The organism is Arthrobacter sp. NPDC089319, from assembly GCF_040684925.1.
GTDB lineage: Bacteria > Actinomycetota > Actinomycetes > Actinomycetales > Micrococcaceae > Crystallibacter.
The window spans coordinates 447353-463096 of sequence record NZ_JBFBGZ010000002.1; the positions used below are offsets into that span (position 1 = coordinate 447353).

The 15744-nt window shown below is 67.4% G+C and carries 17 protein-coding genes and 1 tRNA gene; 9 read left to right on the top strand and 9 right to left on the bottom strand.

All coding sequences use genetic code 11. From position 1 onward, the window contains the following. Position 1 precedes the first annotated feature (1 nt). The 6 genes from AB0N75_RS04860 to tmk form a co-directional block, all read right to left on the bottom strand. Positions 2 to 826 carry an arginase family protein gene (locus tag AB0N75_RS04860; RefSeq protein WP_364645892.1) on the bottom strand — a complete coding sequence of 275 codons (825 nt, stop codon included), beginning with the start codon at positions 824 to 826 and terminating at the stop codon, positions 2 to 4. Positions 827 to 938: 112 nt separating this feature from the next. Further along, a complete protein-coding gene (locus AB0N75_RS04865) occupies positions 939 to 1553 on the bottom strand; it encodes an FMN-binding negative transcriptional regulator (protein ID WP_364645895.1) in 615 nt (204 codons plus the stop codon). 135 nt (positions 1554 to 1688) lie between these two features. Next, positions 1689 to 1764: transfer RNA gene (locus tag AB0N75_RS04870), tRNA-Thr, on the bottom strand. 91 nt (positions 1765 to 1855) lie between these two features. Beyond that, the gene (locus AB0N75_RS04875; protein ID WP_364645898.1) at positions 1856 to 3412 is read right to left on the bottom strand and encodes an alpha/beta hydrolase; all 1557 of its coding nucleotides are present in this window, start codon (positions 3410 to 3412) and stop codon (positions 1856 to 1858) included. 48 nt (positions 3413 to 3460) lie between these two features. Continuing rightward, positions 3461 to 4600 (bottom strand): DNA polymerase III subunit delta', encoded by a 1140-nt coding sequence (locus tag AB0N75_RS04880; RefSeq protein WP_364645901.1) that lies wholly within the window; start codon positions 4598 to 4600, stop codon positions 3461 to 3463. After that, positions 4597 to 5247, bottom strand: coding sequence for a dTMP kinase (tmk, locus tag AB0N75_RS04885; RefSeq protein WP_364645904.1), 651 nt, complete (start codon positions 5245 to 5247; stop codon positions 4597 to 4599). Before tmk ends, AB0N75_RS04880 begins: the two co-directional genes overlap by 4 nt. Before the next feature lie 83 nt (positions 5248 to 5330). Between tmk and AB0N75_RS04890 the strand changes: the two genes are divergently transcribed. Both AB0N75_RS04890 and AB0N75_RS04895 read left to right on the top strand, forming a co-directional pair. Next, positions 5331 to 6497 (top strand): PLP-dependent aspartate aminotransferase family protein, encoded by a 1167-nt coding sequence (locus AB0N75_RS04890; protein WP_364645907.1) that lies wholly within the window; start codon positions 5331 to 5333, stop codon positions 6495 to 6497. A gap of 38 nt (positions 6498 to 6535) precedes the next feature. Continuing rightward, positions 6536 to 6859, top strand: coding sequence for a DUF2516 family protein (locus AB0N75_RS04895; protein WP_127513287.1), 324 nt, complete (start codon positions 6536 to 6538; stop codon positions 6857 to 6859). On the opposite strand, the gene AB0N75_RS04900 is transcribed toward AB0N75_RS04895, so the two are convergent. Continuing rightward, positions 6847 to 7596: a class I SAM-dependent methyltransferase gene (locus AB0N75_RS04900; protein WP_364646005.1), complete on the bottom strand. Its 750-nt coding sequence runs from the start codon at positions 7594 to 7596 to the stop codon at positions 6847 to 6849. The genes AB0N75_RS04895 and AB0N75_RS04900 overlap by 13 nt on opposite strands. A 256-nt stretch (positions 7597 to 7852) precedes the next feature. Between AB0N75_RS04900 and AB0N75_RS04905 the strand changes: the two genes are divergently transcribed. After that, positions 7853 to 8611 carry a phosphoglyceromutase gene (locus AB0N75_RS04905; RefSeq protein ID WP_364645910.1) on the top strand — a complete coding sequence of 253 codons (759 nt, stop codon included), beginning with the start codon at positions 7853 to 7855 and terminating at the stop codon, positions 8609 to 8611. Positions 8612 to 8676: 65 nt separating this feature from the next. Here AB0N75_RS04905 and phoU read toward each other — a convergent pair whose 3' ends face one another. After that, positions 8677 to 9336, bottom strand: coding sequence for a phosphate signaling complex protein PhoU (gene phoU, locus AB0N75_RS04910; RefSeq protein WP_364645913.1), 660 nt, complete (start codon positions 9334 to 9336; stop codon positions 8677 to 8679). 183 nt (positions 9337 to 9519) lie between these two features. On the opposite strand from phoU, the gene AB0N75_RS04915 reads away from it, so the two are divergent. Together AB0N75_RS04915 and AB0N75_RS04920 are read left to right on the top strand one after the other, a co-directional pair. After that, positions 9520 to 10713 carry an ATP-binding protein gene (locus AB0N75_RS04915; protein ID WP_364646008.1) on the top strand — a complete coding sequence of 398 codons (1194 nt, stop codon included), beginning with the start codon at positions 9520 to 9522 and terminating at the stop codon, positions 10711 to 10713. Then, positions 10710 to 11390: a response regulator transcription factor gene (locus AB0N75_RS04920; protein WP_364645915.1), complete on the top strand. Its 681-nt coding sequence runs from the start codon at positions 10710 to 10712 to the stop codon at positions 11388 to 11390. Before AB0N75_RS04915 ends, AB0N75_RS04920 begins: the two co-directional genes overlap by 4 nt. A 98-nt stretch (positions 11391 to 11488) precedes the next feature. Here AB0N75_RS04920 and AB0N75_RS04925 read toward each other — a convergent pair whose 3' ends face one another. Continuing rightward, positions 11489 to 12049, bottom strand: a complete 561-nt coding sequence (locus tag AB0N75_RS04925; RefSeq protein WP_364645918.1) for a hypothetical protein — start codon at positions 12047 to 12049, stop codon at positions 11489 to 11491. A 254-nt stretch (positions 12050 to 12303) separates the two neighbouring features. Here AB0N75_RS04925 and AB0N75_RS04930 point away from each other — a divergent pair, with 254 nt between their 5' ends. From AB0N75_RS04930 to cysS, 4 genes are all read left to right on the top strand, one after another. Next, the gene (locus AB0N75_RS04930; protein WP_127513280.1) at positions 12304 to 12786 is read left to right on the top strand and encodes a CarD family transcriptional regulator; all 483 of its coding nucleotides are present in this window, start codon (positions 12304 to 12306) and stop codon (positions 12784 to 12786) included. Positions 12787 to 12878: 92 nt separating this feature from the next. Beyond that, positions 12879 to 13646, top strand: a complete 768-nt coding sequence (ispD, locus tag AB0N75_RS04935; RefSeq protein WP_364645922.1) for a 2-C-methyl-D-erythritol 4-phosphate cytidylyltransferase — start codon at positions 12879 to 12881, stop codon at positions 13644 to 13646. 2 nt (positions 13647 to 13648) lie between these two features. Then, positions 13649 to 14149, top strand: a complete 501-nt coding sequence (gene ispF, locus AB0N75_RS04940) for a 2-C-methyl-D-erythritol 2,4-cyclodiphosphate synthase (protein ID WP_364645925.1) — start codon at positions 13649 to 13651, stop codon at positions 14147 to 14149. A 109-nt stretch (positions 14150 to 14258) separates the two neighbouring features. Further along, complete coding sequence (gene cysS, locus AB0N75_RS04945; RefSeq protein ID WP_364645927.1) at positions 14259 to 15719, top strand: cysteine--tRNA ligase; 1461 nt, start codon at positions 14259 to 14261, stop codon at positions 15717 to 15719. Positions 15720 to 15744 lie beyond the last annotated feature (25 nt).

Here is a 15744-nt window from a genome sequence, read left to right on the forward strand (position 1 = left end):
TCTAGCGGCTAATTTCCAGCGGCTGCTGCAGGTGTTGGAAGGTCTCCACGATCAGTTCGACGCTCAGCGCTTCGGGAACGTCCGGGTCGCCGGCTTCGAACTCGGCCAGTTCCACCCCGCGGATGGACTCGGTGGGCAGCGCCGAGAAGATCGCCGCGACCTGACGGGGCAGCAGCCCGGAAGGAATTTTGTAAGCGGCGGGGATATAGCCGGGCTCGAGCACGTCCCAGTCCACATGGATCCAGACGGGGCGGCCGGCAACGAGCTCCAGCACCGCCTCGGGCGTGGCATCTTCCGGTGACAGGATGGTGACTCCGGCGTGCTGAAGCAGGTCCATCTCGGCGGAGTCGATGTCTCGTGCTCCGACCAGGATCACCTGCCGCGGGTTTACGGTGCCGCCGTGGCCGCTGTCCCACAGTCCGCAGGCGCCGGCCAACGCCATGCCGCCCAGATAACCGGATTCGGTGGTGTCCGGGGTGTTGAAGTCCCCGTGGGCATCGATCCACAGGAACACTGCGCCAGGGTGCCTTTCCGCTGCCACCGGCAGGGTGGCCAGGCTGGCCGCGCAGGTGTTGGTGACCAACAGCGGTATGTCGCCGGCGTCTAGGGAGGAGCCGACGGCCTCGGCGAGCCCGCGCAGAGTGTCAGCTGCCTGCTCAAGGGCCGGCCGCCAGTCATCCTGGACCGCCGGCGACGGCTGTCCCACAATGGTCGCCTCGACCGACAGATGGTCGGCCAGTGCACGTCCGGCCTTCCGTGCCCCGACCAGGGCACCTTCGGTGCGATCGGCGACCCTCCCCTGGTTGATGATCAGGCGGTAATCCACGGTTGTCCTTCTTTCCATACACACGGCATCGGGCCGGGCATGCAGCGGCGGCCTGTCCCATTCTTCCCGAAGCTGCGGCGGCCCCCGAAACACACGGACCTCCGGCCGGACATCACCCGTCGGCGGCCGGGGTGTGCGTTCGGCGCATTTCCTGGGCGAGGGACGGGTTGCCCTCCTCCAGATGGGCGATCACGTTCTCTACGATGTGGGGTTTTTTGTTCTGGCTGAGCTTGGCTCTCGCATCAAAGCGTTCCACCAGCATCCGCAGCCCGACGGTGCCCTTGGCAATGCGGCGGGTTCCCTGCTCGTCTTCGCCGAGCTGCCGGCCGCCGGGCTGATGCTGCTCGAAGTGCTCGGTGAGACGGGTGAGCATCCCATAGTTCTCGTCCTCGGTGAGGATCTCCGGAGTTCCGTAAAGATGCGCGGTGACGTGGTTCCAAGTGGGTACCAGGTCGCCGGGTGCGTACCAACTGGGCGAAACGTAGTCATGCGGACCTTGGATAATGACCAGAATTTCGTGGCTGCCAAGCTCGTGCAACGTCTCGTCGGGGCGGCCGAAGTGGCTGACGATGGTGATCTCGTCACGGTCTTCCTCGAGCAACACGGGGTAGTGGGAGGCAACCAGGCCGTTGCTTGTCGCGGACACGAAGGTGGCCCAAGGGTTGTTCCTGATCAGCCGCTTCACCTCGTCGGGGTCCGTCATCAGGTAGGCGGGGGTGTGCCGCATCAGGGAGTTCCTTTCGTGGATGCACCAAGGCAGGCCATGGGCCTACCGGGCTAGCATGCCACCTTGCTCCGGGGTGGTGCCACGCCTGAGGCATAGAGAAACCCCGCCACATCGCTGATGTGACGGGGTTTTCGCTGGAGCCCCCTGCCAGAATCGAACTGGCGACCTTTTCATTACGAGTGAAACGCTCTACCGACTGAGCTAAGGAGGCGGGAAGCTGCACCGTTGCCGGGCTGAATCCACGAAGAACAACTATATGGGAGCCGTGGCGGGCCGGTCAAAACGGGACGGCCCGCCACGGCCTAGGAACAGACGGTGCCTTCGGCAGGCATGCTCCCGTCGGCGAAGTAGTTGTCGACGGCCTCGCGGATGCACGTGTTTCCGCGCCCGTAGGCCGTGTGTCCCTCGCCTTGGTAGGTCAGCAGTGTGGCAGAGTCCAGTTGCGCGGCCATCGACTCGGCCCACTCATAGGGGGTGGCGGGATCCCCGGTGGTGCCGACTACCAGGATGGGGGCGGCACCTTCGGCGTGGATCGGGGCGCGTTCACCCGTGGGTTTGTACGGCCAGTCCCGGCAGTTCGCCCCGCCGAAGGCCAGATAGCGGCCGATGGTGGGGGAGGCCTGCTCCAGTTCCTTGGCGTCCTGGCGCATGCCGGCCAGGTCGGTCACCATCGGGTAGTCCAGGCAGTTGATCGCCATGAAGGCGTCCGTGGTGTTGTTGGTGTAGTGGCCATCCTGGTCGCGTCCGGCCCCGGCGTCGGCCAGCAACAGCATGCTGCTCGGATCGCCCCGGAACGCAGTGGTCAGGGCCTGGGTCAGGACCGGCCAACTGGCGTCGTCGTACAGGGGCACCAGCAGGCCGGACACGAAGGTCCCCACGGGCACCAGGCGGCCGTCGGGCGCGGTGAGCGGACTCTCCTCGACCGAGCGGATCAGATCCCGCAATTGGCCGACGGCGGTGTCCACGCTGCCACTCATCGGGCAGCCGGCATTGTCCAGGCAGTACGCCGTGTAGGCGTGGATGGCATCTTCGAAAGCCGCCGCCTGGCCCAGCGTGACCTGCTCGTTGCTCAGCGCGGGATCGAGTGCGCCGTCGAGCACCATCCGTCCCGTCCGTTCCGGGAAGAGCCCGGCATACGTGGCACCCAGGAACGTGCCGTAGGAGAAGCCCAGATAATTCAGCTTTTCATCGCCGACCACGGCACGGATGATGTCCATGTCCTTGGCCGCGCTGACCGTGTCCACCTGGCCCAGTACCGGACCGGTCTTCTCGTCGCACTTGGCGGCGAGTTTGGCGGCGTCCTCGATCGCCCGCTCAATATCCGCATCCGAGTCGCGGTCGTAGTCCGTCTCCCGGGCCTGATCGCGCTCGGCATCGGTCTGGCAGCTCACCGGAGCGGAGCGCTGGACCCCGCGCGGGTCGAAGCCCACCAGGTCGTAGTCGGTGCGGAGCTGCTCGGAGAACATCGTCTGCAGGCCGTCGCGCAGCAGGTCGTAGCCGGAGGCTCCGGGACCGCCCGGGTTCACCAGGATGGACCCTTGCGCGGAATCGCCGGCGTCGCTGCGGATGGCGGCGATCTTGATTTTCTCGCCGCCGGCGTCCGCGTAGTCCAGCGGCACCTCGATGTCGGCGCACTCCAGACCGTTCTCGCAGGACTTCCAGTCAACGGCCTGCGTGTAGAACGGCATCAACTCTTCGGCCACGCCGTCGGTCACCTGCGCTGGGTCCGCGGGCTCGCGCGCCTGTTCCGGCGCGATCACCGAACAGCCGCTACCCAGCAGAAGAACGACGGCGGCCAGTACCGCCGCAGCGGAATGGCGCAGCTTTGAGGCGGGGTGCCTGTGGCTGGTGCTGGGCATTGCGGGCGGCTCCTGGGTAGTTGCTGCGGGCGAGATCCGGGTGGGACTTTAGAGCAGGCTGACGGCCATGGCTTCCATGGCCAAGACGGGGGCAACGTTGGTGCCCAGGCGTTGCCGGGCCTGGGCGATGGCGTCCATCCTGCCCAACGTCTGTTCGGGGGTGGATCGTTCCGCGTAGCTGGTGAGGTCCTGGCGCAGGTATTCGTTGACCAGTTCGGTCCCCGTCCCCAGTTGCAGCGTGAGCACGTCGCGGAAGAAGGTGCTCAGGTCGATCAGCACGCGGTCCAGCGAGTCGCTGAGGCTGCGCTTGGCACGGCGTTTCTGGTCTTCTTCCAACCGCTTGAGCTGGCTGCGGATGGCCGGCGGCATGGCGCCCTTTTCCGGCGCCCCCAACGCGATCAGCAACGCTTCGCGTTCGGATTCGTTGCGTTGTTCGGAGGCAGCCGCGGCGTCGGCATTTGAAATGTCCACCAGCTCACCGGCGGCGGTGACGGCATCGGCCACGCCGCGCAGCCGCAGCGGCAGCCGGACAATTGTGTCGCGTCGATGGCGCGCGTCGGCGTCGGCGGCCAGTCGGCGGGCCACCCCGATGTGGCTTTGGGAGACCTTGGCGGCGAAGCCGGCCAATTCGGGGTCGGCGCCGTCCCGGCGGACCAACAGCGCCGCGACGTCGTCCGCCGGCGGAATGCGCAGGCTGACCGGGCGGCAGCGGGAGCGGATGGTGACCAGCACGTCCGCCGGGCTGGGAGTGCACAGCATCCAGATGGTCCGCGGCGGCGGTTCCTCGATGGCCTTGAGCAGCACGTTGGTGGTGCGTTCGGTCATCCGGTCCGCGTCCTCGATGATGATCACGCGCCAGCGGCCCGAGGACGGCTTGTCCTGCGCCTTGCCGACCAGATCGCGCATCTCCTGAATGGAGAAGGTCACGTTCTCCGTGGCCACCAGGGTGGCGTCGGCGTTGGAGCCGGCCAGCACCGTGCGGCAGGCGTGGCAGGTGCCGCAGCCGCGCTCGGCCGGATCCTGCTGGTCGCACAGCAGTGCGGCGGCGAAGGCTTTGGCGGCGTTGCTGCGGCCGGAGCCGGGCGGGCCGGTAAACAGCCAGGCGTGCGCGGGGCGTTCGGCGGCCGCCGCGCGGCTGAGCTGTTCGATCACCGCGCTCTGGCCGGGCAGATCGGACCAGACGCTCACGCGATCAGCTCCTGGACCCGGTCCATGATGGCCGCGGTGAGTTCTTCCCGTCCGGCGCTCGCGTCCAGGACCAAGTACTTCTCCGGGGCAGCGCCGGCCAACTCCAGGAATGCCGCGCGGATCCGCGAGTGGAAGTCATCCGGTTCGGATTCCAGCCGGTCTTCGGCGGCGTCGCCGGCTGTGCGGCGGTCGCGGCCCTGCTGCGGGGCGACGTCCAAGAGGACGGTCAGGTCCGGCAGCAGTCGCTCCGTCGCCCACAGATTGAGGTCCCGGACTTCGGCCAGGCCGAGCCCGCGGCCGGCGCCTTGGTACGCCACCGAGGAGTCGATGAACCGGTCGCACAGCACCACCTCGCCGCGTTCGAGCGCAGGCCGGATGACCTGTTCGACGTGGGCGGCGCGGGAAGCGGAAAAGATCAACGCTTCGGTGCGGGCATCAATCTCGCCGTGGCCATGTTCCAGCACCAAGGCACGCAGCTTTTCCCCAACGGGCGTGCCGCCCGGCTCCCGGGTCCGGAGCACCGTGCGGCCCATCGCCCGCAGGTGGTGTTCGACGGCGGTGGCTTGGGTTGATTTTCCAGCCCCGTCCCCGCCCTCGAAAGCGATGAAGAGGCCGCTGGCGTTGGCGGGCTGGCGGTCGGAACTCACCTGATTAGCCTAGCCGGAATCGCCGGTGCACGCGGGACGGTCACAGTTAACGTGTGGATGGCGGCCGGTACTAATCTGCTGTCATGACCGATGCCTCCTCCCGCGACCTTCAGCATGCCGCGCATCTTGCTCCGGACACCGTGGTGGTGTCTGCCGGACGGCCGCCCCGCGACCACGACGCCCCGGTCAATCCGCCGGTGGTGCTGTCCTCCACGTTCTTCGGCCGCGGCGAAGTGGTCCAGGGCGACCGCGCGTACGGGCGGTACTCCAACCCCACTTGGGACCCGTTCGAAGAGACCCTGGCCGAGCTGGAAGGCGCCGCGCTGCCCGGCCTGGTTTTCGCGTCGGGCTTGGCCGCCGTTTCGGCCGCGCTCTCGCTGATTCCCCCCGGCGGCGTCTTGGTCATGCCCAGGCATAGCTACCAGGGCAGCCTGGCCATGGCCGAGCAAATGGCCGAGCGGGGCGACCTGCAGTTGCGCACGGTGGACATCGCTGACACCGCTGCCGTGACGGAGCAGCTGGGCGGCGCCGACATGCTGTGGCTGGAAAGCCCCACGAACCCAATGCTCGAGATTGCCGAAGTGGAGGCGCTGGCCACCGCCGCGCACCAGGCCGGCGCTCTCGTGGTCGCGGACAATACCTTCTCCACCCCGTTGGGCCAGCGTCCGCTGGCGGCGGGGGTCGACGTCGTTGTGCATTCGGTGACCAAATATCTGGCCGGCCATTCGGATGTGGTGCTGGGCGCCGTGGTGACGTCCAACGAGGAACTGCGCTCCAAGCTGCTGGTGCACCGGTCGCTGCACGGGGCCATCGCCGGACCGTTCGAGACCTGGCTGGCGCTGCGCGGCGTGCGGACCCTGGCCCTGCGGATCGAGCGTTCCCAGGCCACCGCGGGTGAGCTGGCGCGCAAGTTGCAGCAGCACCCGGCGGTGGAGGCCGTGCGGTACCCCGGCCTGCCCGAAGATCCGGGGCACGCCCGGGCCGCCGCCCAGATGGACGGCTTCGGCTCCATCATTGCCATCCAGGTCAAGGGCGGTGCCGCCGCCGCGGACAAGGTCATCGACGCGCTGCAGTTGTGGCTGCCGGCAACGTCGCTGGGCGGGGTCGAATCGCTGATCGAGCGGCGCCGGCGCCATGTCAACGAGCCGGAAAGCGTGCCGGAGAATCTGCTGCGGCTGTCAGTGGGAATCGAGAACCCGGCAGACCTGTGGGCGGACCTGGAACAGGCCCTGGCCGCCGCCAACGTGTGAGACTGCCGAAACATACCCCCACCAGTTAGGCTTAAGGCGTGCAACTTGCCTACGACATCCAGTACTGGCTCTACATGGCCCTGGGGCTGATCGCCCTGGTGATTGAACTGTGGGCGCTGGCGGATTGCGTGGGCCGCAAGGCCGACTACTTCCAGGCCGCGTTCAAGAAGACCAAGGGCTTCTGGGTGGGCGTCCTGGTAGCCGCCACCGCCGTGGGCGCGTTGGCCGCGCTGGGGGCCGGCGGCCTGGGCACATGGATGATCTTCCAGTTGGCAGCCGTGGCCGCGGCAGGCGTCTACCTGGCGGACGTCAAGCCCGCCCTGATCGAGGTCAAGGGCGGCGGGTCGGCCTACCCCTGGTAAGTGCCGCCACCGCCCGATGACGGAGCGACGGCCTTCCACGCGACGGTGACCTCGCCCAGGCGCCAACGCGAGGGGCCATCCAAAACCGGCCATCCGGCGTCGTGCATTGATTTGCACATGGCCAGCCAGCGCTGCCGATAGCCGAACGAGGCCAGCGGCGCCGCGTCCGCCCACGCCCGGTCCAGCGCCTGAAGGTAGCGGTGCACCGGTTCGCCCGGGATGTTGTGGTGGATGAGGGCCTTGGGCAGCCGCTCTGCCACCTCCGAGGGCCGGGCGAACGCGCCGAAGCGCAGCGATATGCTCAGCGAGAGCGGGCCTTTCGGGGCAACGGCAATCCACGTGGCCCGGCGTCCGATCTCATCGCAGGTGCCGTCAATAAACAGACCGCCGGGTGCCAGCCGGCCGCGAACCGTGTCCCACGCTGCGCCGAACTCGGATTCCTGGTACTGCCGCAACACGTTGAACGCGCGGACCACCGCGGGCCGGCGGCCGGATACCGGGATCTCGAACCCGCCCTGGCGGAAGCTCAAACCCGGACGTTCCAGAGGCTTGGCGACGGCGACTCGGGCCGGCTCGATCTCAATGCCGATCACTTCAACATCGGCGCGCACCCGGCAGAGTCGCTGGTGGAGTTCGACGGCGGTGGTTGGCGCTGCCCCATAGCCCAGATCGATGACCAGCGGATCCACGGCCCGGCGCAGTCGGGTGGCTTCGGGGCCGGCCAGCCAGCGGTCCATCCGACGCAGCCGGTTGGGATTGGTGGTGCCCCGGGTGACGGTTCCGATGGGTCGGCGGACCGGCCGGGTGGCGGTCGGGGTGGTCTGGGGCACGAGAAAAAAGAATAAGGGCACCGCGGCCCGCCAGATGCCGCTACGGGGTCGATTGTGCCGAAGCTCACGGAGGAATTTCCGCAACGCCCCGGACCACGTCCGTCGGCGTAACGTCCCGCCGGAGCCGCCGATGCCGGGGCGGTCCTCCGCTAGGATTGCAGCCATGACTTCCACTTCGAAACACACGCTGGTCCTGTTGCGCCACGGGCAGAGCGACTGGAACGAAAAGAACCTCTTCACCGGCTGGGTCGACGTCCCGCTGACCGACCTGGGGCGCAAGGAAGCGCACCGCGGCGGCGAGCTGCTGGTCGAGAACAACCTGCTGCCGGATGTTCTGTACACCTCCCGGCTGAAGCGCGCCATTGTCACCGCCAACATCGCGCTGGAATCTGCGGACCGCAGCTGGATCGACGTCAAGCGCAGCTGGCGGTTGAACGAACGCCACTACGGAGCCCTGCAGGGCAAGGACAAGGCGCAGATCCGCAACGAATTCGGCGAGGATCAGTTCATGATGTGGCGCCGCTCCTATGACACCCCGCCGCCCGCCTTGGACGACGCAAGCGAGTGGTCGCAGGTCAACGACCCGCGCTACGCGGATCTGGGCAACGATGTGCCGCGGACCGAGTGCCTCAAGGACGTGCTGGATCGTTTCCTGCCGTACTGGGAGTCGGACATCTCGGTGGACCTCACGGCGGGCAAGACCGTGCTGGTGGCCGCGCACGGCAACTCGTTGCGCGCGCTGGTCAAGCATCTGGACGGCATCAGCGACGACGACATCGCCGGGCTGAACATCCCCACCGGCATCCCGCTGGTGTACGAACTGGACGAGAACCTGAAGCCGGTCAACCCGGGCGGCACCTACTTGGATGCCGACGCCGCGGCGGAAGCCATCCAGGCTGTGGCCAACCAGGGCAAAAAGTAACAACTGACATAGCGGCGGAAGGCCGGCTCCCCGCGGGGAGCCGGCCTTCCGGTTCAAAGCCTCTGTTAGACGGACTGGCCGTTGGGCCGCCACTCGCCGGTCACCAGGTAGGTCACCTTGCGGGAGACCGAGACGCCGTGGTCGGCGAAGCGCTCGAAGTACCGGCTGGCCAGCGAGACGTCCACCGTGGTGGGTCCGTTGGAGTCCCAGGCCGGGTCCGCAATGGCCTTGAAGACGCCGGCGTGCAGTTCGTTGACGCGGGAGTTGCTCACGTCGATCTGGGCGGCAAGGTCCAGATCGCGGGTCTCCAGCAGCTCGGTCAGTTTCTCCGAGATGGCAATGTCCTGCTCCGCGAACTCCCGGAAGGTCCCGCGCATCGATTCGGGAATCACGGTGTCCGGGTAGCGCAGGCGGACCAGTTGGGCGACATGCCGGGCGAGGTCGCCCATCCGCTCCAGCGAGGCGCTCATCCGCAGCGCACCCACGATCATGCGCAGGTCGGAAGCGACCGGTCCCTGCAGGGCCAGGATGTCGATGGAGCGCTCGTCCAGATCCGTCTGGAGGAAATCGATCCGGGCGTCGGCGGCGATGACTTCCTGGGCCAACTCGATGTCTGCGGTGTCGAGCGCAGTGGTTGCCTTCTGCATCGCCTCGGTGACAAGCCGGGAAATCTCAACCAGCTGTTCTCCGACTTGATGGAGCTCGGCCTGGAAAACCTTGCGCACTGGCGTCCTTTCGGTTGTGTTCGTGAGCATACGGGACCTAGCATCCCATTCGCGTCACACCTTGTCAGGCTGCGGTTAACTATTACGTCGCCTCAGGTGAACGTTAGTTGAACGGACCCACGATTACTACCGGATGGGCCGGAAGCTGAGCGGCGCTGCGCCTAAGCTAGAGGCGTGGATCCACTGACTATCGGCTTGCTGGCAGGCCTCATCGGCTTGGCGCTGGGCAGCTTCGGTGTGCTCGCGTTCGGCCTGAGCGACCGCCAGCGGCGACGGCTGCAGGAAGTTGCCGAGCCTACGCTGCCGGACGGTGCCGCCGAGGTGCTGTCCGTCGTCGGCCGCGCCTATGTAGTGGTGGACGCGATCGACGGCGTGGTGCGCGCCAGCCCCGCCGCCTACGCCTTCGGGCTGGTGCGCGGCCACACGATGGTGCACTCCGAACTGTTGGAGCTGACCGCCAGGGTGCGCCGCGACGGCGTGATCGAGGAGCGGCAGCTGGAACTGCCGCGCGGCCCGCTGGGCCAGGGCACCATTGTGGTGCAGGTGCGGGTGGCGCCAATCGGCGAGGAGTACATCCTGCTGCTGGCCGATGACCGGACCGAAATTACGCGGACCGAGGCTATGCGCAACGACTTCGTGGCCAACGTCTCGCACGAGCTGAAGACCCCGGTCGGCGCCATCTCGCTGCTGGCCGAAGCCATCGACGATGCGGCGGACGATGCAGAAGCCGTGCGGCGCTTCGCCGGCCGGATGCACAAAGAGGCACGCCGGCTGGGCGCGCTGGTGCAGGACATTATCGAGCTGAGCCGGCTGCAGGGCGCGGACGTGGTGCAGGGCGGCACCGAAGTCGACCTCAACGCAGTGGTCGCCGAAGCCGTGGACCGCAACAAGCTCACGGCGGAAAGCCGCCACATCGAGTTGTCGGTCGGCGGGACCATTGGCGTACCGGTCTTCGGCGATGCGGAATTGCTGACAGTCGCCCTGCGGAACCTGATCGACAACGCCATTCGTTACGCCCCGGAACGAAGCAAGGTGGGCGTGGGACTGCGGGTCCGCGAAGGTTTGGCGACCGTCTCGGTGACCGACCAAGGCCCCGGCATCACCCCCGATCAGCAGGACCGGATCTTCGAGCGTTTCTACCGCCTCGACGACGCCCGCTCGCGGCAGACCGGTGGGACCGGACTGGGCTTGAGCATTGTCAAACACGTCATCTCCCAGCACGGCGGGGAAGTATCGGTGTGGTCGCAGCCCGGGCAGGGCTCTACCTTCACCGTGCGGCTGCCGGAAATGGAGCAGGAAGACGGCGGCACCACTGAATCCGTGGAGCCGCGTACGCAGGGCGCCGGTGTGGCGCATGAACAAGGAGTCGGTGCTTGACCCGCATTCTGGTCGTCGAAGATGAAGAGTCGCTGAGCGATCCGTTGAGCTATCTGTTGGGTAAAGAAGGCTTCGAAGTCGAGGTGGTGGACAACGGTCTGGATGCCATCGTGGCGTTCGACCGGGCCGGCGCAGATCTGGTCCTGTTGGACCTGATGTTGCCGGGACAGTCCGGAACGGAAGTGTGCCGGCAGTTGCGGCAGCGTTCCTCGGTCCCCGTCATCATGCTCACCGCCAAGGACTCGGAGATCGACAAAGTCGTGGGGCTCGAGCTGGGCGCCGACGACTATGTCACCAAGCCCTATTCCTCACGCGAGCTGGTGGCCCGGGTGCGTGCGGTACTGCGCCGCCAGGGCGAACCGGAGGAACTGGTGCCGAACACCGTTTCCTCTGGCCCCGTGCGGATGGATGTGGAACGGCACGTGGTCAGCGTGGACGGCGAACAGGTGTCGCTGCCGCTGAAGGAATTTGAGCTGTTGGAAATGCTGCTGCGCAATTCCGGCCGGGTCCTGACCCGCGGGCAGCTGATTGATCGGGTGTGGGGCTCCGACTACGTGGGCGACACCAAAACCCTTGACGTGCACGTCAAGCGGCTGCGCAGCAAGATCGAGCCCGATCCCTCTGCGCCGCGATACTTGGTCACCGTCCGCGGCCTGGGCTACAAGTTCGAGCCTTAGGCCCACTGCGCCGGAGATCCATGGCGCTGGCAAGCCAAAAGGCCGGGCCGCTTCCTGGAAGGGAAGCGGCCCGGCCTTAGCTGTTTATGTCTGTGGGATCAGGCGCCGGCCTGATCGGTGGGCTCCTCCGAGGGCGCCGGGGCCTCCGTCGGGGTCTCCGTCGGGGTGGCGGATTCGGTCGGTGCCGGGGTGGGGACGTAGCTGCTGTACTCCGGCAGCGTGCCGTCCAGAACCGGCACCCGCACGTCGGCGGATTCGTTGTTCACGCGGACGGTGACGTTGGCCAAGGCGCCGGGAGCGGCTCCGGGGCGGTCCACGGTGGTCTCGTTCGCCTCGTCTTCGAAACGGATCTGCCCATCGGCCGGAACGGTGACGGTGGCGGTGCTGCCGGAGCCCGTCAGGCTCAGCTGCACGGGGGAGTCCGAGGTGTTCACCACGGTGCCGAGCAGGCGGCCGGTGGACTCTGCGTTCTCGGCGACAACCAACAGGTTGCGCAGCCCGATCGGGCCGACGTTGGCCACAATGCCGTCGCTGGCCGAGTAGGACTTGGTGGTGGCCTGTTCGTTGATTGCGCCGCATCCGGTCGATGCGAGCAGGGTGAGCGCGGCGGCGCCTGCTACAAGGGTGCGCTGCACACGGTTCTTCGGCGCAATCTTCACGGCAGAAACTCCTCAGTATCAATCAGGTGCGGTGCTGCAGATCTAGGCAGCTTGCCTCGCCTAGCCTACCGGCAAACCGGTGAAAAGCTGGATTCGACGTCTGTAAGAATCCGCTCAAATGCACCAAATAGACGATCCGTCAAGAGGGTAGGGGGCTGTATTTTAGCCCGCTGAGGGGCTGTCAGCCCCGCAAACTCGCGGAAGTGGCTGAATTATCCATGGTAAACTAGAGGTCGGGAAAGGGGATACTACACATGGTATTTGAGGTCGGCGAGACGGTTGTTTACCCTCACCACGGTGCAGCAAAGATCGAAGAGATCAAAATGCGCACCATCAAGGGTGAAGAGAAGATGTATCTCAAGCTCCGGGTTGCCCAGGGCGATCTGACTATTGAAGTTCCGGCGGAGAATGTGGATCTGGTCGGGGTCCGCGATGTGGTGGGCAAGGAAGGCCTCGAGCATGTGTTCGATGTGCTCCGTGCCGAGTTCACCGAAGAGCCGACCAACTGGTCCCGCCGCTACAAGGCGAACCTGGAAAAGCTGGCCTCCGGCGACGTCATCAAGGTAGCGGAAGTTGTCCGCGACCTGTGGCGCCGGGATCATGACCGCGGCCTCTCCGCGGGCGAGAAGCGGATGCTGGCCAAGGCACGGCAGATCCTGGTTTCCGAGCTCGCGCTGGCGGAGAAGACCGACGAAGACAAGGCAGCAGAGGTTCTTGACGAGGTCCTCGCCTCCTGAATGGGCTTTTGGCGGCCGGTGTCCCGAACGGGGTGCCGGCCGTTTTTTTGCCTGCCGACGGACGCACCCGGCCGCCCGATTAGGCTAGGGGGATGGGCACAGCACAGGCATCAGTGGGCGTGATCGTGGTGGCGGCGGGCTCCGGCACCCGGCTGGGCTACGGCCTGCCCAAGGCGCAGGTCCCGCTGGCCGGTGAACCGATCCTCGCGCACGCACTCCGGGGCGTGCTGGCAGCCGGGATCGCGGCCCGGATCTGCGTGGCCGTGCCCGCCGGAGATACAACGCTGCGGCAGCTCTGTGCCGGCTTCGCAGCGCAGCATCCGGAAATAGAGATTTCAACGGTCGACGGCGGTGCCTCCCGTGCGGCCTCGGTCGCCGCGGCGCTGCGCGGGCTGGGGGAGGGAATCGGCGCGGTCCTGGTGCACGACGCCGCCCGGGCACTCACCCCGCCCGACGTGTTCCAGCGAGTCGCGGCTGCGCTGGCGGCCGGCGCCCGCGCCGTCGTTCCTGCGGTGGCGGTGGTGGACACCATCAAGACGGCGACGCCGAGCACCGGTGCGGAGGCAGACATTGCAGCCGAAAAAGTGGCGGCCACGGTCGACCGCGCGCAACTGCGCGCGGTGCAGACGCCACAGGGCTTCGACGCCGTGGCGCTGGCGCGGGCGCACGAAGGTCTGGCCGGCCTGGGACCGGAGGAGGCCGACGACATCACCGACGAGGCGCTGCTGATGGAACGCGGCGGCGTGGACGTCATGCTGGTGCCCGGATCGGCGCAGGCCCTGAAGATCACCACGCAACTGGACCTGGCCCTGGCCGAAGCCCTGCTGGCCGCCCGCCAGCCGAACCTGATGGAAGGCTGATTGTGCCCGACTTCCCGTACCCCATCCCCCGCACCGGAATCGGTGTGGACGTGCACGCTTTCGCCACCACAGCCGACCCTCAGCCGTTGTGGCTGGGCGGCCTGCTGTGGGAAGGGGAGCAGGGCCTGGCCGGCCATTCCGACGGCGATGCCGCCGCGCACGCGGCCGCCGACGCGCTGTTCTCCGCGGCCGGGGTCGGCGACCTGGGCACGCACTTCGGCACCGACCGGCCGGAGTACGCCGGCGCTTCCGGCGTGCGGCTGCTCTCCGAAGCGGCCCGGATTGTCCGTGAAGCCGGCTTCGAGATCGGCAACATTGCGGTCCAGTTGGTCTGCAACCGGCCCAAGTTCGGGCCGCGCCGGGGCGAATCCGAGGCGGCGCTCAGCAAGGCAGCCGGTGCACCGGTCAGCGTCTCCGCCACCACCAGCGACGGGTTGGGATTCACCGGCCGTGGCGAGGGGATCGCGGCGGTGGCCACCGCCGTCGTTGTTTCCATCCGTTAGCGGACCAGCAGCGGCGGGTTGCCCCGCCGCCGCCGCGCTAAGCGATGGGCGGTGCGCAACAGGACTCAACGGTTCGCACCGGTAGTGCGGGCGCGGCTACGCTAGAGCGGTGAGCCTGAGATTCTATGACACCGCCACCGCGCAAGTCCGCGATTTCGTCCCGCTGGTCCCGGGCAAGGTGGGGCTCTATTACTGCGGTGCCACCGTGCAGGGCGACCCGCACGTGGGCCACATCCGCTCGGCCATCGCATTCGACCAGCTCACCCGCTGGCTGCGCTCCAGCGGCTACGACGTCACGGTGGTGCGCAACGTAACGGACATTGACGACAAGATCCTGGTCAAGTCCGCCGACTCCTTCCGCCCGGACGCCGCCGAGGATCCAATGGTGCCGGTGCCGAACGAGCCCTGGTGGGCGCTGGCCTACCGCTATGAGCAGGAGTTCGCCAAGGCCTACGACGCGCTGGGGGTTGAACGGCCCACCTACGAACCGCGCGCCACCGGCCACATCCCGGAGATGCACCGGCTGATCCAGCAGTTGATCGACCGCGGCCACGCCTACCCGGCTCTGGACGATTCCGGCGACGTCTACTTCGACGTGCGTTCCTGGCCGGAATACGGCTCGCTGACGCACCAGCGGATCGAGGACATGCAGGCGGCGCCCGACGCCGGCCCGCGCGGCAAGAAGGATCCCCGCGACTTCGCGCTCTGGAAGGGGCACAAGGAAGGCGAGCCGGAAACCGCCAGCTGGGCCAGCCCGTGGGGCGCCGGCCGGCCGGGCTGGCATCTGGAGTGCTCGGCCATGGTCACCAAGTACCTGGGCACCGAGTTCGACATCCACGGCGGCGGGCTGGACCTGCGCTTCCCGCACCACGAGAACGAAGTGGCGCAGTCCCGGGCGGCCGGCCAGGGCTTCGCCAACTTCTGGATGCACAACGGCATGGTCACCTTCGAGGGCGAGAAGATGTCCAAGTCGATCGGCAACATCATCACCCCGGCGCAAATGCTCCAGGACGCCAGGCCCTTGGTGGTCCGCTACTACCTGGGACAGGCGCAGTACCGGTCCGCGCTGGACTACAACCCCGGCTCGCTGGTGGAAGCGGCCGCCGCGGTGGAACGGATCGAGGGCTTCATGCAGCGGGCGCTGAAGTTCCTTTACGGCGAGCAGTTCGGCTTCGTCGTGGCCGAACGCGTGCCGGACGCGTTCGCCGCAGCGATGGACGACGACCTTAACGTGCCGCAGGCACTGGCCGCGGTCCACGAAACGGTGCGCGCCGGCAACACCGCGCTAGACGGCAAGGACAAGGAAGCGGCCACCCGCGCGCTGCACCAGGTGATGGCCATGACCGACGTGCTGCACATCAACCCGCTGGATCCGCACTGGCACTCCGGCGGCGCTGACACCGCGGCGCACCAGGCCCTGGACACGCTGGTGCGCGCCCAGTTGGAGGAGCGCCGCGCGGCCCGGGCGGCCAAGGACTGGTCTCGCGCGGACGCCATCCGCGACACCCTGGCCGAGGCCGGAATCGTGGTGGAGGACTCGGCCGAGGGCGCGAGCTGGAGCCTCGGCTGACGGCAGCCAGCACGGTTGGCGGTAC